The 20,879-nt window shown below is 41.0% G+C and carries 16 protein-coding genes and 1 tRNA gene; 11 read left to right on the top strand and 6 right to left on the bottom strand.

The features are described from left to right. From P1X15_RS31860 to P1X15_RS31840, 5 genes are all read left to right on the top strand, one after another. Positions 1 to 308: hypothetical protein (locus tag P1X15_RS31860; protein ID WP_277342152.1), on the top strand; the 308-nt coding region annotated here is incomplete at its 5' end. 10 nt (positions 309 to 318) lie between these two features. Further along, positions 319 to 654, top strand: a complete 336-nt coding sequence (locus tag P1X15_RS31855) for a hypothetical protein (protein WP_277342151.1) — start codon at positions 319 to 321, stop codon at positions 652 to 654. After that, on the top strand, positions 651 to 920 hold the full coding sequence (locus P1X15_RS31850; protein ID WP_277342150.1) for a hypothetical protein: 270 nt from the start codon (positions 651 to 653) through the stop codon (positions 918 to 920). Before P1X15_RS31855 ends, P1X15_RS31850 begins: the two co-directional genes overlap by 4 nt. Before the next feature lie 412 nt (positions 921 to 1,332). Then, positions 1,333 to 2,088, top strand: a complete 756-nt coding sequence (locus tag P1X15_RS31845) for a hypothetical protein (RefSeq protein WP_277342149.1) — start codon at positions 1,333 to 1,335, stop codon at positions 2,086 to 2,088. 230 nt (positions 2,089 to 2,318) lie between these two features. Continuing rightward, entirely contained in the window at positions 2,319 to 4,733 is a 2,415-nt protein-coding gene (locus P1X15_RS31840) for an ATP-binding protein (RefSeq protein ID WP_277342148.1), read from the top strand. Between the two features lie 345 nt (positions 4,734 to 5,078). Here P1X15_RS31840 and P1X15_RS31835 read toward each other — a convergent pair whose 3' ends face one another. The 5 genes from P1X15_RS31835 to P1X15_RS31815 all read right to left on the bottom strand — a co-directional run bounded on the left by P1X15_RS31835 (position 5,079) and on the right by P1X15_RS31815 (position 10,944). Beyond that, complete coding sequence (locus P1X15_RS31835; protein ID WP_277342147.1) at positions 5,079 to 6,263, bottom strand: site-specific integrase; 1,185 nt, start codon at positions 6,261 to 6,263, stop codon at positions 5,079 to 5,081. Positions 6,264 to 6,508: 245 nt separating this feature from the next. Beyond that, positions 6,509 to 6,582 (bottom strand) — tRNA-Gln (locus P1X15_RS31830). A 140-nt stretch (positions 6,583 to 6,722) separates the two neighbouring features. After that, positions 6,723 to 7,598: an ACP S-malonyltransferase gene (gene fabD / locus P1X15_RS31825; protein ID WP_277342146.1), complete on the bottom strand. Its 876-nt coding sequence runs from the start codon at positions 7,596 to 7,598 to the stop codon at positions 6,723 to 6,725. A gap of 70 nt (positions 7,599 to 7,668) precedes the next feature. Then, the gene (locus tag P1X15_RS31820) at positions 7,669 to 8,064 is read right to left on the bottom strand and encodes a thiol-disulfide oxidoreductase DCC family protein (protein WP_277342145.1); all 396 of its coding nucleotides are present in this window, start codon (positions 8,062 to 8,064) and stop codon (positions 7,669 to 7,671) included. A 12-nt stretch (positions 8,065 to 8,076) separates the two neighbouring features. Next, a complete protein-coding gene (locus P1X15_RS31815) occupies positions 8,077 to 10,944 on the bottom strand; it encodes a gliding motility-associated C-terminal domain-containing protein (RefSeq protein ID WP_277342144.1) in 2,868 nt (955 codons plus the stop codon). 316 nt (positions 10,945 to 11,260) lie between these two features. Between P1X15_RS31815 and P1X15_RS31810 the strand changes: the two genes are divergently transcribed. The 5 genes from P1X15_RS31810 to P1X15_RS31790 all read left to right on the top strand — a co-directional run bounded on the left by P1X15_RS31810 (position 11,261) and on the right by P1X15_RS31790 (position 17,396). Further along, positions 11,261 to 12,046, top strand: a complete 786-nt coding sequence (locus P1X15_RS31810; protein WP_277342143.1) for a succinate dehydrogenase cytochrome b subunit — start codon at positions 11,261 to 11,263, stop codon at positions 12,044 to 12,046. 112 nt (positions 12,047 to 12,158) lie between these two features. Beyond that, on the top strand, positions 12,159 to 14,147 hold the full coding sequence (locus P1X15_RS31805; RefSeq protein ID WP_277342142.1) for a fumarate reductase/succinate dehydrogenase flavoprotein subunit: 1,989 nt from the start codon (positions 12,159 to 12,161) through the stop codon (positions 14,145 to 14,147). 103 nt (positions 14,148 to 14,250) lie between these two features. Beyond that, on the top strand, positions 14,251 to 15,003 hold the full coding sequence (locus tag P1X15_RS31800) for a succinate dehydrogenase/fumarate reductase iron-sulfur subunit (protein ID WP_277342153.1): 753 nt from the start codon (positions 14,251 to 14,253) through the stop codon (positions 15,001 to 15,003). Between the two features lie 59 nt (positions 15,004 to 15,062). After that, a complete protein-coding gene (locus tag P1X15_RS31795; protein WP_277342141.1) occupies positions 15,063 to 15,920 on the top strand; it encodes a LytTR family DNA-binding domain-containing protein in 858 nt (285 codons plus the stop codon). Between the two features lie 141 nt (positions 15,921 to 16,061). Further along, entirely contained in the window at positions 16,062 to 17,396 is a 1,335-nt protein-coding gene (locus tag P1X15_RS31790) for a hypothetical protein (RefSeq protein ID WP_277342140.1), read from the top strand. A gap of 80 nt (positions 17,397 to 17,476) precedes the next feature. On the opposite strand, the gene P1X15_RS31785 is transcribed toward P1X15_RS31790, so the two are convergent. Then, a complete protein-coding gene (locus P1X15_RS31785; RefSeq protein WP_277342139.1) occupies positions 17,477 to 18,196 on the bottom strand; it encodes a DoxX family protein in 720 nt (239 codons plus the stop codon). Positions 18,197 to 18,803: 607 nt separating this feature from the next. Here P1X15_RS31785 and P1X15_RS31780 point away from each other — a divergent pair. After that, positions 18,804 to 20,633: a serine hydrolase gene (locus tag P1X15_RS31780; RefSeq protein ID WP_277342138.1), complete on the top strand. Its 1,830-nt coding sequence runs from the start codon at positions 18,804 to 18,806 to the stop codon at positions 20,631 to 20,633. Positions 20,634 to 20,879: the final 246 nt, after the last annotated feature.

The following is a 20,879-nucleotide window of genomic DNA, read 5'->3' as shown; positions in this document are numbered from 1 at the left end:
GGGGACAGCTCTGGCAAGCCCTCACCCCTGAGGAACAATCCCGTTTGAAACAAATGGGCTATTGTCCTAAGCGATTGCTCACCAGAGGGGCATTGGATTATCTCCTTGAGGTATTTCCCCTGCCTGATTACCAAACTCAACTCGTCAGTCTGACCGCCTATGAAAAACAATGCGGTTTGAGTCAGGGTGATTTGTTTCGGTTGTTGACTCCTGAGCAAGCTCAGCAGTTGCACCAATTGGGCTACCGAAAGTTTCTTCGTTTGCCTTACCGTGCCATTCTTTACCTGCGTAGCCTTGGTATTTACTAATCCCTTTTCCATGAAATCCCCCGTTTGTGCCTCAAACCCTTTGTTTATCATCATCTACCCTCATCACAACCAGATTAAGGGAATGGCCTTGCCCGTTTGTCCTACGCGCTTACCGACCTTGAGCTTGCCCCAAGGTTTCAAGCTAGGTACGCCCACGGGACAACGACAAACCGACGGCTTGGGTAAAGTTACGAGGGTGGAAATCCAACTCCCTGCCCTTTCTTTTTGGTGTATTCTTCGCTACGGAAAGGGGTGGTACCAAGATTGGAAGGTGTGGGCGGGGTGGTTCAAAAATCGACGTCAACCCTTCAAGATTTGGGTCAAGCCTAACCAACTCAAAGCATGAAGTACGAGCAGACATTTCCGATTTTGTTGGACATGGTCGAAAGGGGGTGGGCGATTTCCAAAGCTTTGAAGAAATTGGGGCTAAACAGGTCTATTTTTTATCAAAAATGCCCGCGAAAGCTGCTTTCTGAGCTGCAACACACCAAAGCGACGCATTTGGTCAAACCTGCCCATAAAGGCCCACGGTTGAATGAATTTTTTGTCTTGTATTCCTTGTCAAATGAGGCCATTGTCCAGCCCTTTGGCGAAGTGGCTTACGAGGTCTAGGGGGCGTCTTTTTTTGTTTGCTATCAAAGTAAATCTATCCTTCGTTTGAGGGATAGGTTTCTAATTCTTCGGTTTTATTTTTTGGGTGGTACAAAACCTCTCTGCCGATGGCGGGGAGGTTTGTTTTTTTGATAGCAAATTCATGCCCGGACTTGAAAAATTTTTGTCCCTGGACAATGATTTTGATAGCATTTTTTCCAAAGCTTCAGCTGTAGCTACATTTTTGCAACCCCAAAATGATAGCAAAATGGGCGATTTTGCGCTAAAAACGCTATGTCTGTTTATTTCTTGCCCTCTTTGGGGAAAAATTTGCATAATATCCTATAAAATCATTAGGTACATTTTATTGAAAGTGGGTATATTTGGGGTATAGGCGAAAGGGTTGCGTCTATATTGTGTTAGGCACAATGTTATGGAGACCGTTACCTTACAGACAGAATCATATTTATTTCAAAACTCTGGTGGACAATTCAGAGCAATTCCCTTTTACGAACTTTCAATTGACGAGTGGATAGTTTTTGAAAACGGACAACCAAAATATCTTTTAGACTTCAATAGACGTACTAAGCCATTGGTGCAAGACTTAACCAAAAGATTAAACAATGGTGAAGAATTAGATGAAGCTGTTCAAAAGTTAGGTAGGTTTTTAGGGCGACAATGGACAACTAATCATAACATTGAAGGTTCTGAAATTCCAAATAGTCAGCAAGTAGAGACAGTGGCGGTATCTATTCTTGACAACTTAGCTGACCTGTTTATGGACGTTTATTTTGTAGCGACAAACACAATTGATACAAACATCCTATTGGACGAAGACAAGTTTATCAAAGCTTTCGTTACTGACATTGATGAACAAGGCTTTGAAGGAGTTTATGCAGAAAACCAGGACGAACTAATTCTGATGTTATCGCTAATATTTAAGCAGTCAATCAGTTTGACCGAGTTGGGTTCAACTAATGACAGAGAAGTTTATGACTTAACGAAGTTTAGACAATCTTGTATAGCCTCAGACGAACTTGAATCAAAATACGAACAATGGATTGAAGATAGCAAAAGAGAAAATTCAATGAACCAATATGGAATGTTTATGAGTGTTGTTTCATACATTAACAATACCCTTGACAAAAAGAATCTGGTTGTTGTTACAGAGAAACGAAAGCATTGGTGAAAAACACTGTGCCTAACATTCGGTTTGGCAATATGGCGGGGCGACGAATATATTTTCAACTTTTTGTTCACTATTCGGCTTCAGTTCTAGCCGACGAATAAAGCCGAGCTGTAGTTCTTATCATCATCTTTTGTAACTTTAATCAGCAACGGTTCCGGCTGACGATTTTCAAATACCGCCACATCGCCAAGCCGTAGCCGTTACCTGTAATTTAAAACTCATCGTTACAAATGATAGACGACTATAAAGACGAATACTTACTCAGGCTTTCTCAAAGTTTGTTGTATAAGACATTAAAAGAAAAATGCATTGAAAAGGATACAGAAGTTATAGCTTTAGTTGATAATATCGTTAACTATTCTGCTCAAAGAACTAAAACTATTATCCGACACATGGGTGAATTTACCCTACATGATAGTGACCATTTGTTTAGAGTTTTGTATTTGATGGAAAAATTACTACCAAAAGAGGTTGTAATAAATTTATCAACACCTGAATTACTTCTATTAATAGCATCTGCATTTTTGCATGATGTAGGCATGGCTCCAGACGAAAAAGAAGTATTGACTTGGAGAAAAATTTGGGATTCCACACCAAGTGTTGATGATGAAGAATTAGAAACATTTAATAATTTCAAACGCTACTATTATTCAAGACCTGACCAAATTGCCATAATTGAAAAATTAACCCTAAATGGAAATAATAGCCAAGCAGAAACTATTAAATCATACATTATAACTGAGTACATCAGACGAACTCATGCAGAAAGAATAAAAGATGTAATAGCTAAAGATTGGAACGAAAAAATAAAATATAGAGACAATGATCTGACTGTTGAACTTGCTCAACTTTGTCTAAGTCATAACGAAGATGCTTTAACTCTTTTAGAGTTTGATAAGTACCTCATTTGTGGAGAAAATACATATGTTTGTTTACCATTAATTGGAATTATTTTAAGACTTTCTGATATTTTAGATTTTGACGGAAAACGAACTCCATCAATACTATTTTCGCATCTTTATGTAAGAGAACCAATTTCTATTAGAGAATGGAATAAACATCGTTCTATAGAATCTTGGGAGATTAATCAGGATAACATTTTCTATTCCGCTAAGTGTTCTCATCCTGCAATTGAGGCTTCAATTCATCAGTTCTGTGATTATATTGACCACGAATTGTCTATTTGTAATAATCTCATTACCGATTTGAACGATTTTCATAAAATCAAACGTCCTAACTTAATAATTAAAGTCCCATATAAAGTATCAAGAGAAAAGATTACTACCAAAAAGAATATCCAAAACAAACCTCTTTACATTTACAAAGACACTCAATTCAATTTAAGTAAAAGACAAGTAATCGAGCTTTTAATGGGCACTAAACTCTATGGAAACCCAGAAGTTGCTTTAAGAGAGTTAGTCCAAAACTCTATTGATGCATGCCTTTTAAGAAATGCACAAGAAAAGAAATGGGGAAATTTATATCAACCAGAAATTTCAATAAAGTACATTACTGAAAATAATGAAAAAGTACTAGTTGTTGAAGATAATGGAACTGGTATGGATCAATACATTATAGACAACTATTATTCTAAAGTTGGCTCATCATTTTATAAATCTACTGACTTTTACAATTTGTTATCTGAATCAAATGCAGACTTTATTCCAACGTCTAGGTTTGGAATAGGTATTCTGTCTTGTTTTATGGTTGCCGACACGCTTATAGTAGACACAAAAAGAGTTTATGCAGAGCATAAATCAAGTGACCCTTTAAATATTACAGTTGAGGGACAGGATAGTATTTTTTGGATAAAAGATGGGGTTAGAAATTTGCCAGGAACTACCACTAAATTGATTTTAAGAGAGACCAAAAACCCTTGGAAACATTATAATAGTGAAAGATTTATAAAGTCTATAAAAAGTATAATTCCAAACCCTCCTTTTAAAATCAATATCATTACAGATGAAGATAGTCAGAGTATTGATGAAACAGCCTTTAAAGAAATTACAACAGAAGACTTAAAAGACTATTATTGGCAATCTCATGAAAATGTCAAATATTATACCATTAATCTTGATAATTTCGATTTAGGTATTAAAGGCATAGCAGAAATAGGAATATTATTTCAAAAAAATGTACCTACTGTTGAAATTAATTTAGAATCAAAAGAGATTAATATTGAAGGAAGCAATTATAACCTTGACAAAAGAATTTGGGCAAAGGAAAATCAAATCGAAGAAGAATCTACATCAATAACAATAAATGACGACTACAAGGTAACAACTCATAATAGTACAAGTTCTATTGCTAAATCCAAATCAAAATTATCTCTACATGGTATTGAAGTTCCTACAACTTTATTTCCTGAACGATGGTACAAAAAGGAAAATCAAGCTACACTATCATTTCCATTTCCAATTTTGTTGCTAATCGACATTTGTGGTAGAAGAGATTTAGATTTAAACTCATCACGAACCGAAGTAATATTAGGAGAAAAATGGGACGACTTTGAACAAACCTTAATAAAACTTATTTGTTCAGAGTTAGCTAAACAAATGAAACCTAAAGACTGGAAATCACTAAAAGATATATTCCATAAAACAACAAAGCACCAACCTTTTTTTGAAGCAATTAAAGACATATAAAATAAAAACTGCTGCTAATAACACGGGTTTGGCGTAATGGCGGGTGAAGTGCTTCGTATGAAACTTATTGCTAAATTTGAACTTTGGTGCTTCATATCAACGGTAGTGCTGTAAAGCCGCCACTACGCCAAGCCCTGAACCGTTAGCGGTAACCATACATATATTTAATTTGATAGCAAATTTTAAGGTCGACTTACAAAGCTTTCATTCCTGAGCAACGATTTTGCTATCAAATTAAAGTGGCCATTGAATGCATCACAACAGGAGCCGCAAAAGCACAACTTTAAAATGATAGCAAATAGAAACTAAAACAGAAAAGCCCCAATGATGGGGCTTTTCTGTTTCTTAGATTAATCCGTTCTTTCGTAAATCATCACTGATGCTTTCAGTAAATAATTCAGCGTAAAACGTTTCTGTGGTTTTTACAGATTTGTGGCCCAATATCTTTGAAACTACTTCTATCCTTACTCCCGCATTGAGTAAATAGCACCCACACGTTTTACGACCTACGTGTGTTGTTATTTCCTCCCATTTCTTCAATCCTGCTACCTTGGCTGCTTCTTTTATGAAATCATTCATCTTTTGATTGGTAATCACGGGTAAGATGTAATTATACTTCTCAAGGATTTCACGCGCTTGCGGCAAAAGCGGAATCCTGCAAAGCTCGGTGGATTTGCCTCTGTAAATGATAATGTAAGTAATCCCATTCCTATCTTCCAGATGTTCTGAAGGATTAAAGTAAAAAAGCTCATTATAAGCCATTCCTGTATAACATTGCACTAAAAAACAATCTACCACCTTCTGTAAGCGTTCGCAGTAATAAGGGCAACTACTGAGCTTTTCGAGTTGTTCTTTGTTAAGGTATTTGATTTTTTTTCGTTCATCGCGTGGCAACTCCAAAGAAACAGTCGAATTATAAGGTAATACCTCCTCTACTACTGCATAATCAAGAACACTCATAATGGATTCAACTGCACGGGCGGCATGATTGAGGCAATTTGCTTTCTGTTTCACCAAGTACTTTTGATAATTCATCAACCACTTGGGCGTCACTTCTAGTAAATCAACATCTTTCCTTTTTAGTCCCTTTTCGATGTATTCTTGTAGGACATTGTATCTTGATTGCCATGTTCTAAGCGTAGAATCCTTTATCCTGTCTTTTTGCTCATTTTCTACATACAAATTAAAATAGACCAAGAGCGTACTCGGTGTAGGGTCTAATTTCTTTAGGTAGATTTGTTTGATAATTTCAGCCGAAATTGGCTTTTCATAACGTCTCAATTCGTTGTAAATAGAATCAAGGTCGTTTTTAAATTTATCTAGTTTGATATTTTGCTCACGTACATGGTCAGAATAGCCCCTAATTCGTTGCGCTTTTGAATCCCATTCGTGAGGCAAGCATGATACATGTGTCGCAAGGTCTGACCTTACTGGAACACCATTTACGCGAAGTCTACAATAAATGTAATGAGGTTTAGTTTTGGGTAAACCTTTTTTTGTGCGTAATCTGAAGTTGATTACGATACTCATTCTCGTTTTTGATTAACATAAGGATTGAAATTGGGTTTGAACTAAAAATTCAAGTTTTATTACAATTCCAGTACCTTAATTGACATATATTCTAAGAATTTAGTTAACGGCATAGTGTACCCTCTTAAAAATTTTGTGCACCTTTTATATGGGCTTTTTTTAGTTGGGTGAACGTGAAGGGCTTAAAACAAAAAAACCCTCTAGTGAGGGCTTAAATGCTAGTAGTACAAGTTATACTAAACTTTTGGTTGGCGGACAAGGATTCGAACCCTGAATAAAAGAACCAAAATCTTCTGTGTTACCGTTACACCATCCGCCAATCCGATTTTGGTGGTGCAAAAGTAGGAGTTTTAAGTTTACGTGTCAAGTCTATTTTGAAAATATTTGACAAATAAAATCCACTTCCTGCCTCTTACAACTGATTTTCAAACCCTTAGGAGCTGAAAAAAAAATCTTTTTTTAGACGCCTGCGGTGGTCACTTCGGAGGCAATCTTCTTCACCAGCCCTTGAAGTACTTTACCTGGCCCACATTCTACAAAGTCGGTAGCGCCGTCAGCTACTATATTTCTGACAGATTGTGTCCAACGAACTGGAGCGGTCAATTGAGCGATAAGGTTGGCTTTAATCGTAGCTACGTCGGTAGCGGCTTCGGCATTTACATTTTGATAAATAGGGCACAGAGGAGGCTGAAAATTGGTGTTTTCGATAGCAGCAGCTAGTTCTTCCCGAGCAGGCTCCATCAAAGGCGAATGAAACGCCCCTCCTACCGCCAAAGGCAACACTCGCTTTGCTCCTGCTTCTTTGAGTTTTTCTCCTGCCAAACGCACCCCTTCAAATGAGCCCGAAATCACTACTTGTCCGGGGCAATTGAAATTGGCTGCTACTACGACCTCGTCCGTCACTGAGGCGCAGATTTCTTCGATTTTGGCATCATCCAGCCCAAGCACTGCTGCCATCGTAGAAGGATTCAGTTCGCAGGCTTTCTGCATGGCATCGGCGCGCTGCGCCACTAGCTTGAGACCATCTTCAAAAGAAAGTGCCTGAGCCGCCACCAAAGCCGAAAACTCCCCCAATGAATGTCCCGCTACCATGTCGGGTTTGAAATCTTGAATGGTGGAAGCTAAAATAACCGAATGAATAAAAATAGCTGGCTGAGTTACATTGGTTTGCTTGAGTTCTTCGTCGGTACCTTCAAACATCACTTTCGTAATCTCAAACCCCAAAATTTCGTTGGCTTTATCAAAAAGTACGCGAGCTTGTGGATTTGTGTCGTAGAGTTCTTTACCCATGCCACTAAACTGCGAGCCTTGGCCAGGAAAAACGTATGCTTTCATATGTATTGGGTGAATTGTAAGATGATTTATTGTCTGCAAACAAACAATCTAACCTTCAAATCACCAAATTTCACCCCAAAAACAATGCACGTTCTTCTTTAGTAGGAATCCGACAAGCATCTGCTTTGCCGAAAAGCGAATAACGATTTCGGGCGATGAGGCCATACACAAAATCCCGAATCGAAGTAGGAAGAAATCTGAATAAATATAGCCACCGCCAACCCACTAAATGACGGGCGATTTCGAGCACTGCAGTGGATTTTTCGTACAATTTACCTTCACGAACCAACAGCACCGTCTCAAAATCCTGAACAGTCCGATGATGCTCTCTCAAAATCGCTTGCCCATAATCAGACTGTAAGGACGCAAAATAAAAACGACGGGATTTGTCGTGGTCTATCACGAAATTGATGCTTGCATTACAAAAATTACAAACCCCGTCGAATAAAATTACGTCCTTTTGCATCTACCAATCTGTTTATCGCACCAACTGTACCCAACCTTTAATAACTACCGCTTCGCTGGTGGGTTGTATGGTTTTAAACTTCACCGTAGCCTGATAAAAATAGGTACCCGCAGGCACTTCTTGTCCGTCTGAAGTTTTACCGTCCCAATTTAAAGAAGGATTAGTTGTCTCAAAAAGTTTTTGTCCCCATCGATTATACACCACAAACACCACAGATTCAACAAAAAGAGGGCAAGTAAGCGGCTGGAACAAATCATTTTTGCCGTCGTTGTTGGGCGTAAAGACATTGGGCAAGCGATAAGTCGTACAGTTGTCTTTACACACGATGTTGCTTCTTTCACTTTCTCTGTTGAAACGTGTCACGGCGGTGACATAGTAGCACCCCGCATAGGAGTCCAATCCTCCATGCCTAAAATTAGTAACAGGCGCGGTGGTCTGCCCTATTCGCTGGAATGTGCCCTCTGATGTAGCCGCAAAATAGACGTTATAAGTAGCCGCAGGCGCACAATCTCTGTTGTTAGCGTCTTTGCTAGGATAAGTCCAGTTCAAATCATTGCTTACTTTGTCTGGGCAGTTGGTCGTAGTGGCATCATTACAGTCCAAGGGGTCCAGCGTAAGAACCGGAGGACAAGGTCGGGTACTGTCGGAAGGAGAGGCACAAAAAACTTGCGAAAAATTGAAGAGCTGCCCTACCCTTATCCGTGGACTATCGTAGGTTCCTACGGTTTCGACGCGATAACAATAGGTTGAATCGGTCGAGAACGTAATAGACGCATTTCCATCTGCCAAAAAGCGGTCTACCCCATTATCTAAATAAGTAAATGTATTTGCTCCCTGAACAGGCACTTCGGCAATAAGATTAAAAGTACCGGGGCGATTTCTCACCTCTCTATACACACGGTGAGTTTGATTTTCATTGCGCCAAGGTACAAATGCCTGCCATTCAAGTCGTACACCTTGCGAAGCAGGAGAAGCAGCCAAACGCACACTGCTTGCTGCTTCGGTAGTACCCAAGCTCGTCAAAGTACCATTGAGAGTATGAAAAAACTCCAACCGATAGCGATAGCCATTGTCGAGGGTATTGAGATTTCTATCCACAAAAATGGTATCTGCATTGTTGCCCAAGTTGGTGTTGATAGTAGCCACTACGGCATAGTTAGTACCATTCAGTCCTGTCGCGCGTGAAAGTCGATACTGATAAGGACCAGGTACATCTCCAGGAGCAAAAGGAGGCCGTGTCCATTTGACCGTGATTACCCCGCGAGTACTACTTGTTGTATCCACTGTCACATTGGTCAATACCGGAATTTGCGAAGGCAAATCTAAACAGGTTTCGTCCGAAAGCGGGCTTGTCCCCCCCTGTGGCAAAGCAAATATGACTCTAATACGATAGCTATATTGTACTCCTCCCTGGCGCAGCCCCAAGCCGTTGTTGTTGTCGGTGTAAGTAGTAGCAGTGGCAGCTACTTTGGCGATTTCGGTATATCCCAAGGCTAGCGGATCTCCGGGATTGGTACAGGCCGAGAAAGTCCCTCCACTACAACCTTCTTTGCGATAAATGGCAATCTGAGCACCGGGAAGTTGGCACTGATACGCCGTCCAATTTAAGATAAAACCTGGTACGGCAGCTCCCGAAGCGCGGGCCGTTAGGCCCACAGGTTTGGGAGATACCACCCTGATTGAAAAAGACTCTAATGAGGCTAGCTGAATACTCGTACGAGCGGGCAAATCTTCTACTTTGACAACCACATCATAAGGTGCCTCCCGTACGTGGTTACAATTGGTCAACCAACGAAATGTACCAATAGCTGGCGAAGTTTGGGGTTGAGTAGGTGTAGGAGTAAAAGTAGCATAGCTCGGAGCAATGAGCGCATCAGCTGGATTTGTGATAGGTTGGCCATCAGCTGTCGTATTGAACACCCCACCATAGGCAGAAAAAATCATCCGATTATTATCAGGATCGGTTGCTCTGAATATCTGTGTGACGGTATTGCCCGCCTCTACACACACGTTAGCCACAGGGTCAATGATAGGTCGTCGATTGATGCCATCGGCTACTACGATTTGCATATCCCGGACGACCTCCCCAATCTTGACTCCATCACGCCATTCTTCAATGATAAAGGCCACATTATAAATACCTGCCACAGCGGGAGCATCCCAACATAAATCGCCCGTGATAGGATTGATGGTAAAAGTAGCTGGGCCGTTCTGTAATTCATTTCGAGCATCGGGATTGATACCTAAAGCAGGATCACGATAACCATCTACTACGCGATTGATACAAGTACCCGGCTCACCTCTTTTGGGAATCGACAACCGATAAGACAAGCTATCACCGTCGGCATCGAAAGCCGCAGGGTTATGACAAAACTTTTGACCTATACGTGCTGAATCCAAAGGGGGATTGAGCATCACGGGCGTTTTGTTTAAACCTAAAGAGGCATTGATAACTAGTACAGTTTCTACATAAAAGGGCGTATTGACCGAATTGCTCATATTGACTACCCCGTCGTTTCGGTTTTCAATACCTACCGAAATCACATACACCCCCGGCGAAGAAAAAGAAAAGTCTGCTTCAAAAATATTGAGTGAAGTCGCATTATTGATAGCTCCCCTAAATCGTCTCTTTGCCAGAAGCGTTGAACCCGTCCCTCCTACAAACGGTCTGATACAAAAAGTAACGTCGTTTTGGCCATCACTCGCCATACGCCCTCCTATCTCGTCATGGTATGTATTGAGGGTGATTGTATAGGTTAAATCTTTGTCAGATTTTCTTTTGGCGGTGATTTCACCAGCCCTCACGTGGGTTGCATAAGAATAGTATGTGCTCATCACACACATCAAAAAGAGTAAGAAACGTAGAGTCAAATGCCTCATGAGAATTAGTATGAATAAAAAGGGTCAAAAACACCTTCTAGTTAGGTTCTTGCAATTATTGATTAAAAAACGAAATATTTTAGTAAATGGTGTAAATTTTATCAGTATTTTAAATGGTAAAGCCTTTTTAAGGGTCTTTCTATGCTTTTTTTTCAAAACAAAAAAATGAGACACAAGGTTGTAAAATAAACGCTTAAACAGCTATACATCATTTCCAAAAAAAGTTTGACTTTAGATTGTTTCTAAATTGATTGAGACCTACTTTTGACCGCTGAAAAACGTAAAAAATCATCATTTTAATCTAACAAATTGAGATATGTCTTGGCTTACTCAAACACTTACAAGCTCCATTGGCAAAAAATTGGTCATGGCATTGACGGGCTTGTTTTTGTGCTCCTTCCTTCTAGTCCACATGAGTGGAAACTTGCAGTTATTCAAAAATGACAACGGCTTGGCTTTCAACATTTATGCCGTTTTTATGACCACTAATCCTCTGGTTAAAACCATCTCTTATGGTTTGTATGCCCTTATTCTTTTACACGCTTTTGAGGGGCTCTATTTAGCTGCTCAAAATCGTAAAGCTCGTGGCAACCAACGCTACGTAGTCTACAATGGCAAAGCAAATAGTTCGTGGTTCTCGCGCAATATGGCTATTTTAGGAACCGTATTGTTAGTATTTATTGTGGTTCACATGTCCAATTTTTGGTTTGAATACAAGTTTGGATATGTACCTTACACACAGTACGAGCAAAGCCTCGCTACGGGAGAAGTAACCTCCACTCCCTTTGAAGGTGAAATCAAAGGTAAAATGGAAGAATTTGTACGAGAAGAAAGTCAAACACGCGTAGTAATCGTGAAAGACTTGTACCGCAGTGTAATGGAAGGGTTCAAAAACCCCCTTTTAGTACTTTTCTACGTTATTGCCATGTTTGCCGTTTCGTTTCACTTGGTACATGGCTTTCAAAGTGCCTTCCAAACACTTGGTATCAATCACCCTAAATATAACCCTCTCCTCAATTTCCTCGGAGCAGGCGTTTTTGGGATTATTATTCCAATAGGATTTGCACTAATGCCTTTATACTTCTTCTTCAAGAGCATGTGATGATGAATGTACCCATTTGAGAATTTGAAAATGTGCGAATGAAGCACAACCCAATTCTCACTATTACATCATTTTCAAATTATCGAATTTTTCAATTTCCAAATTAGAAAATATGGCAACCTCCCCTAAATTGAACGCCAAAATCCCTGATGGGTCGCTCGAAGATAAGTGGACAAAATACCGCTCGACCGTAGCACTCGTTAACCCCGCTAATAAGCGGAAACTTGAAATTATCGTTGTAGGTACTGGTTTAGCAGGAGCGTCGGCTGCTGCCACGTTGGCTGAACTAGGATATTCTGTTAAAGCTTTTTGTTTTCAAGATTCAGCCCGTCGTGCGCACTCTATTGCGGCCCAAGGGGGAATCAACGCTGCTAAAAACTACCAAAACGATGGTGACTCTACCTATCGTTTGTTTTATGATACTATTAAAGGAGGGGACTACCGCGCTCGCGAAGGAAACGTTTATCGCTTGGCACAGGTGTCGGCTTCTATCATTGACCAATGTGTGGCACAAGGAGTACCATTTGCGCGTGAGTATGGGGGATTATTATCCAACCGTTCGTTCGGTGGTACACAAGTACAGCGCACATTTTACGCGGCAGGACAAACTGGGCAACAGCTTCTTTTGGGAGCTTACTCGGGCCTTCAGCGTCAAGTAGGATTGGGTACGGTAAAAATGTACTCACGTCACGAAATGCTTGATGTGGTAGTGATTGACGGCAAATGTCGTGGAATCATTGCTCGCAACTTGGTAACGGGTGAAGTCGAGCGTCATTTTGGTCATGCAGTGTTGCTTTGTACAGGTGGTTACGGAAACGTATTCTACCTTTCAACCAACGCGATGGGCTCTAACGTAACCGCCGCTTGGAAAGCACACAAAAAAGGAGCATTCTTCGGAAACCCTTGCTTTACACAAATCCACCCAACTTGTATCCCTGTATCAGGCGACCATCAATCGAAGTTAACGTTGATGTCAGAGTCATTGCGTAACGATGGTCGTATTTGGGTTCCTAAAAAGAAAGATGATAACCGTCCTGCCAACCAAATCTCAGAAGACGAGCGCGACTATTACTTGGAGCGTCGCTATCCTGCATTTGGTAACCTTGTACCTCGCGATATCGCTTCTCGCGCAGCGAAGGAGCGTTGTGATGCAGGTTACGGAGTAGGTACATCAAAAATGGCGGTTTACCTCGACTACTCGGCGGCAATTCAGCGCTACGGAAAAGGAGAGGTTAATAAATTGAACATCCACGACGCATCGGCTGAGAAAATTACCGAACTTGGTAAAGCTGTAGTAAAAGAGAAATACGGAAACTTGTTTGATATGTACAAGCAAATCACAGGCGAGGATCCGTATGAAGTACCAATGCGTATTTACCCAGCGGTTCACTATACCATGGGTGGCCTTTGGGTTGACTACAACTTGATGACAACTGTACCTGGTTTGTACGCTCTGGGAGAAGCCAACTTCTCCGATCACGGTGCTAACCGCCTCGGTGCAAGTGCTTTGATGCAAGGTTTGGCCGACGGTTATTTTGTGATTCCTTACACTATCGGAGCTTACTTAGCCAACGAAATTCGTACTAATTCGATTCCAACTGATCACCCTGCGTTTGTAGAAGCCGAAAAACAAGTGAAAGACCGTATCTCTAAACTTGTTTCGATTAAAGGTAAAACTTCACCAGAAGCATTCCACAAGCGTTTGGGTAAAATCATGTGGGATAAGTGCGGTATGGCACGTAACGAAGCTGGTTTGAAAGAAGCTATCTCAGAAATTCAAGCATTGAAAAAAGAATTCTGGTCTGATGTTCGGGTAATGGGTGATATCGACGAATTCAATCCTGAGCTTGATAAAGCAGGTCGCGTGGCTGACTTTATCGAATTGGGTGAGTTGATGTGCCGCGATGCCCTCAACCGCAACGAGTCATGTGGGGGTCACTTCCGTGAAGAGTACCAAACCGAAGAAGGTGAGGCACTTCGCGATGACGAAAACTACATGTACGTAGCGGCGTGGGAACACCAAGGCGAAAGCCAATGGGAACTTCACAAAGAGGATTTGGTGTACGAAAACATCAAGATTGCGCAACGTTCTTACAAGTAATCACCTTTTGTCACCCTGAAAGGGTCTAAAAACCGCATTTTATTGTTTATAGACGCTTACAGTGTGACAAAAAAAACTTCAAAACAAAATGTCAGCAGAAAATATGAACCTCACCTTGAAGGTGTGGAGACAAAAAAATAAAAAAACAGAAGGGAAAATCGAAACCTACCAAGTTGCAGGAATTTCGCCCGATATGTCATTTTTAGAGATGTTCGATGTATTGAACGAACAACTCATCGGTGAAGGCAAAGAGCCCATCGCTTTCGACCACGATTGCCGCGAAGGTATCTGTGGAATGTGCAGCATGTACATCAACGGCCGCCCACACGGACCAAAAGGCGGCATTACCACTTGCCAATTGCACATGCGTAGCTTCAACGACGGTGACACCATCGTGGTAGAACCTTGGCGTGCGCAAGCATTCCCCGTTATCAAAGACTTGGTAGTTGACCGCACGGCCTTTGACCGCATTCAAGCGGCAGGTGGTTTTATCTCGGTCAACACAGGTAATGCACAAGATGCAAACAGCATTCCTATCTCCAAAGAAGATGCCGACGAAGCGTTTGCAGCGGCGGCTTGTATTGGTTGCGGTGCGTGTGTAGCGGCTTGTAAAAATGCTTCGGCGATGCTTTTTGTATCAGCCAAAGTATCGCAGTTTGCGTTGTTACCACAAGGCCAGCCAGAGCGTAAAATGCGCGTAGAGCGTATGGTAGCACAAATGGACGAAGAAGGCTTTGGTTCGTGTACCAACACAGGTGCTTGCTCAGCAGAGTGTCCAAAAGAAATCTCATTGGAACACATCGCTCGCCTCAATCGCGAATACTTAGGTGCTAAATTGACTTCACAAGGCGTATAAGTTTTGATTTTATTTTTATAAAAAAGCCATTCTTAGGAGTGGCTTTTTTTCTATCTATCATGATTCTGCTGCTTTCGCAACCCTATCCTCACAATGCCCTATATTCGCGTTATTGGCTCTTGGTTTCGGCAGGAGCTGGTCTTTTTGTTGCCCTATTTTTAATTGTCTTTCAACCATTCGGTGCGTCGTATTGGCAGCATCCCGATAAAAATTGGATTTTAGCAGGTTATGGGCTAGTGACCTTCACATGTCTTGCAGGTATTAGTTTTATAATGCCTATTTTATTCAGAAATTGGTATTCTGAGGCCAACTGGACTGTCGGAAAAGAAATCTTCGGTGTAATTATTGTCTTAGTCGTTATTTCTGTAGGTAATTGGCTTTACAGCCAATTGTTTTTTGTGAGTTCATTTCGATTCAAAGAACTGTTTGTATGGATAGGTATTACCGTCGCCATTGGCATCATTCCTACCACCATTATTACGCTACTGGATTATACCCGCCTACAACGAAAATATGCCACCGACAAACTGGTGATTAAAACAAATACGGAGGAGCAAACCACGCCCACGTCTCTGGAAACAATTACGCTAATCGCCGAAAATCTCAAAGACACCTTTAGCCTTTCGCCCGACGAACTGTTGTTTATTGAGTCGGCCAGTAATTATTCTGAGGTGGTGTTTTTAAAGGAAAATAACCTTCAAAAAATGCTGATTCGGAGTAGCCTGAGCCGATTAGAAGAACAGATTCAAAACAGCAACATCGTGCGGTGTCATCGTTCATTTATTGTTAATTTAAAACAAGTAACCAAAATTACGGGCAACGCCCAAGGCTATAAATTACAACTCAAAAACGTTGGCTATCCGCTGCCCGTTGCTCGTCGTTACACCGATTTGATGGCTGATTATTTCAAAAAATAGCTTGTCATTCGTCCCAAAATAGGGGATAAAAGCCCCAAAATAGGTCATTTGTCCCAAAACCTAGGCAAACGTCCCTTTTTTTTGGAGAGCTATTTTTGAGCTTCTACGTTTGTGTCAGTCAAAACACAAACCCGTTTTTTTATGGAAGCTTTATTGAATCTAACAGCCACTTTCAAAAGAATCATTTTTACTATTGCCGCTTGTGCGGTACTTCACTCCTTCTCGGTTCAAGCGCAAACCGCCGAAAAAGACACTACAGTAGAGCGTTTAAAAATCAGGACATCTTTTGCCAAAGCCTACTTTGGTATAGACGCTTTTACAACCACGGGCGGAACGACACAGTATCAGACTTCTAGCGGCTTCTCTTCCGTGGATTTTGGGGGAACAACCTCAGCTCGTATTTTATTGGGTGGAACACATTTTTGGGGGCACGCCGATTTTTATGTAGCTATTCCAGTTGCACAGTTCGGCAAGAAAATCCCTGCCGAATTGGCCAACGTTTCGTACAGTGAAGGCGTAGAAACAGGCGCACGTTTTTTCCCGTGGGCTATCAAAGAAGGTAAACTACGACCTTTTGTAGGAATATCATTAAAAGGGTTTAGTTTTTCCCAACTTTCTAACGAACCCAATAAACCCTATACCACGGTACCATCGGTGGCCAAAACCACCTTTCCCTTTCAAGCAGGTGCCGTGTATGCTACCAAAAAAGTATTGTTTCAAGCGGGGCTCAACTACCAGCGCCATACTGATTTCCAATATCCACTTTCTCGAACCCAATACGGTGCTTTGGAAGTGTCGCCTTGGTCGTTTAATGTCGGCCTCAGTTATTGGATTAACACGAACGGAGGTTTAGCTTCTAAATACGGGGAAAAGTACATGAAAATGGGCGTGAAAAAATTACAGGCCCGCAACCGCTTGAATTGCTGGTACGTGGGAATTGGTCCATCAAGCTCGTTTGAAATCTCAAAATCAGAATACATTAAAGATAAGTACCCATTCTTAAAGCAAGAAAGCCCAGGAAGTTTGATTCCCGACATTGCCGCAGGACGTTATTTTCACAAAGCGGATGCCAATGTGGGTGTTTCGTACCGTAAATTAGGCTACGGTATGAGCGGCTACGGTGTGCACCTCAATTATGAACGCCGTTCCTATACTTTTGAAACCTACAAATTTTTGGGCGATTATCACGGTTTTGTGCCTTACGTAGGCCCTACGTTGGCTTACGAAGACTTGCGATTTACGGATACCGACAACGGCGTCTCAAAATCATACGAAGCAAAAAAAGTAGCATTGGGAGTGATTTTTGGTTGGGATATTCGCATTAGTCGTTCGGAAACGTGGTTGTTGCGCACCAACCTTCGCTACACGCCCAATCTTCACCTCAAAGCCGAAGGCAAAAAAGTAATGTTTGACCAAATGGAATTCAACTTTATTCAGTTTGTGTGGATGGTCGGGCGCAGACAAGCGTGGAAATAGCAACCTCCCCAAAAAGTTTTGATTTTTTGGGGAGATACTTTTTTAAACACACTAATTATCAAGGAATTACAACAAAATTATCACTTCTCTTCTAGCGCCTTGTGATAAGCATCAAGGCATTTGTCGAGGGGCTGTCCTTGCCCATGAATACACTCACAAAAATCCTGACAAGCTTTGGGATTGGGGCTCTTCTGACATTGTGTATTACATTCTGGGGGTGTATTGCGGGGTCTAATATCGAAAGCATTTCCAATCGCAGTTACTACTATTATCAATATTAAGGCCACGCCTGCAAAAAAACGCGTCGGAAATTTAGAAACCGATGGAGAGTTTTTCGCTTCCAGTTCCAAATCCGTAGGTGGACTCCAAGGAAAGATAAACTTCAATTTGTCGTAATCCCAGCAAAGAAGATACAAATTGGCCAAGACCATTAATGGAGAAGTCAGTAAAGAGCCATCAAACCGCACAGCATACGACAAAATAGTAATATTTAGTATCAACGGAAAATAAAGCACCGCGCCTAGTGTAGCCATACGTGGGATAAGCAAAAAAAACGCCGCCGTCATCTGTACTACACCGATAAAAGTATAGTAGTAGCCCGTATGATGTAGTGCTTCTAAATAATGACCCATTGGGTGATTGTTGGAAAGAGACGTAAAACGCTCCCCTGCTATTTTGACATAGCCAGACGGCAAGAAGCCAGCCGCCAATACAATCCTATTAAAAATAGCAAAATAGCGAAACCATCGGTTTTTCTTTACCCCTGCATGTAGAGCGTCTAGTCTATCAGCGATTGCCATAAAAATTAAATATTAAAAAGTACTTTGTAAAACAAAGTTAAAAACAAAATTTAATTCCTTCCTACCTATCTTCTAAAAATTTTTGAACCTGACTCAGCTATACATACCTAGAATGAGCTTTTTGCTTATATTTCCCACTATATACATCTTGGAGAGGAAGAGAAAAAAGAGATTGGAGACTGGGACATCTTCAAAAAAAGTCTTGTTTTATTTTGCGTATTTACATGAGTAACTAAGCAAAATTAATTCATACAATAAATGTTATCTTCTAACCCTAGCCTTTAGGTTGGGGCCTATAAGAAGGATATAACGAGGGCTTTAGCCCTGATTTTTTTGATGACAATGCGGTAAAAATCAAGGCTAAAGCCCTAAGTTGTGCTGTTCTTCAGACCCTAACCTAAAGTCGGAGCACTGATGCGACGTGGGGTTTTTATTTTGCATAATTACTTAGGAATGTTCTTAACTTCTCAAGAAAGTCATGCTTTTTTAAATAAAAATATCAAAAGGTCAAGAACTCCCTTTTGATTAATCGACCAAAGATGATGAAATTGGGGCATTATCATACTGCATTCAGTCAGCCAAACCGAAAAGTTTTCAAAAATTCCCTATGAAAGATAAAAGATTCATTCGTGTATTTATCATTTTCTCCGCACTGTGTCAAAACGTTTACGCCCAAACCCCAGATAACTTACACCAAAAAATCTCTCAACTGCTCCAGCAAGAAAAGCTCACGGGGGCAGTGTGGACTACAGTGACAGATAGCGACTCTATCTATACCAATAGTGCTGGAGTCAAATCCTTTACGACCAAACAACTCCTAAAACCTACTGACAAAGTACACGTAGGCTCGATTACTAAAACAATAGTAGCATTGGGGATTTTGCGATTAGCAACCCAACAAAAACTTTCTCTTGACGAGCCCGTCAAAAAGTACCTTCCCAAGGTGCCTTTTTTTAATATTTGGGAAAGTACTCATCCTATCACTGTCAGAAATTTACTAGACCACACCTCTGGCTTAAGTGATTTACGCTTGTGGCATTTTTTCAGCACCACTGCTACCGCCGACACTGCACTTAGTACATTTTATGAAAAAAATCACCAAGTCCTCATCACCAAACAAAGACCAGGTACGGTATTTTCTTATTCCAATATGGGATATACTTTACTAGGTATGGTAATAGAGGCCGTCACAAAACAACGCTACGAAGACTATCTCGACCAATCCCTCCTCAAACCGCTCGGTATGCATCAAAGTACCGCTCGTTTTGTGAGTCAGGTAGGAAAAAATGCCGACCCCAACCTCGCTATGGGTCATTTTGACGATGGTACCGAAGCTCCCGCACTTCCTATCTACTTACGTCCGTCGGGGCAATTTACCACCACTGCCTATGACATGGGTCTTCTGTTGAGGTTTTTGATGAGTGACGGAAAATTAAATCAATCTGTTTTTATTGATAGCACCTATTTGGCCGCTCTTGGCAAACCTACTCATACCATTGCCGCCTCCAATGGCCTATCCCTAGGATACGGCTTGGGCGCCGCTCAACGCGACCGTCATCAGGTGATAGGAATTAGCCATTCGGGCAATATCATCGGCTACAAAGCCATGTTTTATGTTTTTCCAAAAGAAAAAAAGGCTTTTTTTATCGCCTATAATATGGATAGCGAAAGTGCTAATTATGAGCAATTTAACGAAACACTTATTCAAAATCTTCAAATATCCAAAATCGCTTTTCCTAAAACGCCTTCCATCAATACCAACGATTTGGGTGCTTGGGCGGGGTATTATGTGCCCTTGATTACGAAAGTAGAACCTTTTGGTTTATTAGATTTTGTAGGGTCGTTTACAAAAGTAGAAATCACCAACGATGGAGCCGAGTTTAAACCTTTTCAGAGACAGTCGATTCACCTACATTATTTAGGAAAAAACCTTTTTAGAGCCCAAGATAAAGTGGAAGCTTCCCATTATTTTTATGTCAATGAAAAAAATAGAAAATTCATTACCAATGGCTTACTAACCCTCAGAAAAGTCAATGGCTGGCAACTATCAGCGATAGCTGTTATTTTAGCATTAGGTGTTTTAAGTATATTGTATGTGTTGTTTTGGAGTACTTTTAAAAGTATCAAACGTCCACAATCCTTCTTAAAGCATCCACTCCTAGCCTGTTTTTTATCTATCCTTATTTTGCTTCTAGCAATTCCGTTCATGATTGCTCAGCCTTTTATGAGCATTGGCGACAGAACTATCGGCAATATGATTTTAGCGCTCGGGACATTTATGTTACCTTTAGGAGCAAGCATATCGTTGTTTGTATGTTTGCAAAATGAAAAACAGTTTCTTAAAAAGCTCAACTTTTGGAGTTTAACCTTCATTTTACTTTTCTGTATTTTATTGATTATAAACAACTTACTCCCACTCACCTTGTGGAAACAGTAACTACTTAGCCCTAGGCAATAAGCTGTAAGCAGTAGGCATTTTTTGCGAGGTTTGTAGGCAAGCATTGCGGAAACTCGTTGAGGATGCAAGACATTTTTTAATAAAAAGGCTTACGGCCTACGGGGCCGCCTTTAGATTTGTGTGATTGAACAAAACCAAGAAACTGGTAAGTTTACTTTTCAGTTGTTGAGCAGGATATAGGCACTTTAAGGGGCCGCATGGGTAGAACCCACCACGGGATTGAAG

It is taken from the genome of Runella sp. MFBS21 (assembly GCF_029433105.1).
GTDB lineage: Bacteria > Bacteroidota > Bacteroidia > Cytophagales > Spirosomataceae > Runella.
This window is presented reverse-complemented; position numbering and strand designations above follow the sequence as displayed.

Excerpts from the sequence above, each read along its gene's own strand:
- P1X15_RS31855 (WP_277342151.1), top strand. The coding sequence starts at position 319 with ATGAAATCCCCCGTTTGTGCCTCAAACCCTTTGTTTATCATCATCTAC.
- P1X15_RS31850 (WP_277342150.1), top strand. The coding sequence starts at position 651 with ATGAAGTACGAGCAGACATTTCCGATTTTGTTGGACATGGTCGAAAGG.
- P1X15_RS31845 (WP_277342149.1), top strand. The coding sequence starts at position 1,333 with ATGGAGACCGTTACCTTACAGACAGAATCATATTTATTTCAAAACTCT.
- P1X15_RS31840 (WP_277342148.1), top strand. The coding sequence starts at position 2,319 with ATGATAGACGACTATAAAGACGAATACTTACTCAGGCTTTCTCAAAGT.
- P1X15_RS31835 (WP_277342147.1), bottom strand. The coding sequence starts at position 6,263 with ATGAGTATCGTAATCAACTTCAGATTACGCACAAAAAAAGGTTTACCC.
- fabD (WP_277342146.1), bottom strand. The coding sequence starts at position 7,598 with ATGAAAGCATACGTTTTTCCTGGCCAAGGCTCGCAGTTTAGTGGCATG.
- P1X15_RS31820 (WP_277342145.1), bottom strand. The coding sequence starts at position 8,064 with ATGCAAAAGGACGTAATTTTATTCGACGGGGTTTGTAATTTTTGTAAT.
- P1X15_RS31815 (WP_277342144.1), bottom strand. The coding sequence starts at position 10,944 with ATGAGGCATTTGACTCTACGTTTCTTACTCTTTTTGATGTGTGTGATG.
- P1X15_RS31810 (WP_277342143.1), top strand. The coding sequence starts at position 11,261 with ATGTCTTGGCTTACTCAAACACTTACAAGCTCCATTGGCAAAAAATTG.
- P1X15_RS31805 (WP_277342142.1), top strand. The coding sequence starts at position 12,159 with ATGGCAACCTCCCCTAAATTGAACGCCAAAATCCCTGATGGGTCGCTC.
- P1X15_RS31800 (WP_277342153.1), top strand. The coding sequence starts at position 14,251 with ATGAACCTCACCTTGAAGGTGTGGAGACAAAAAAATAAAAAAACAGAA.
- P1X15_RS31795 (WP_277342141.1), top strand. The coding sequence starts at position 15,063 with ATGATTCTGCTGCTTTCGCAACCCTATCCTCACAATGCCCTATATTCG.
- P1X15_RS31790 (WP_277342140.1), top strand. The coding sequence starts at position 16,062 with ATGGAAGCTTTATTGAATCTAACAGCCACTTTCAAAAGAATCATTTTT.
- P1X15_RS31785 (WP_277342139.1), bottom strand. The coding sequence starts at position 18,196 with ATGGCAATCGCTGATAGACTAGACGCTCTACATGCAGGGGTAAAGAAA.
- P1X15_RS31780 (WP_277342138.1), top strand. The coding sequence starts at position 18,804 with ATGAAAGATAAAAGATTCATTCGTGTATTTATCATTTTCTCCGCACTG.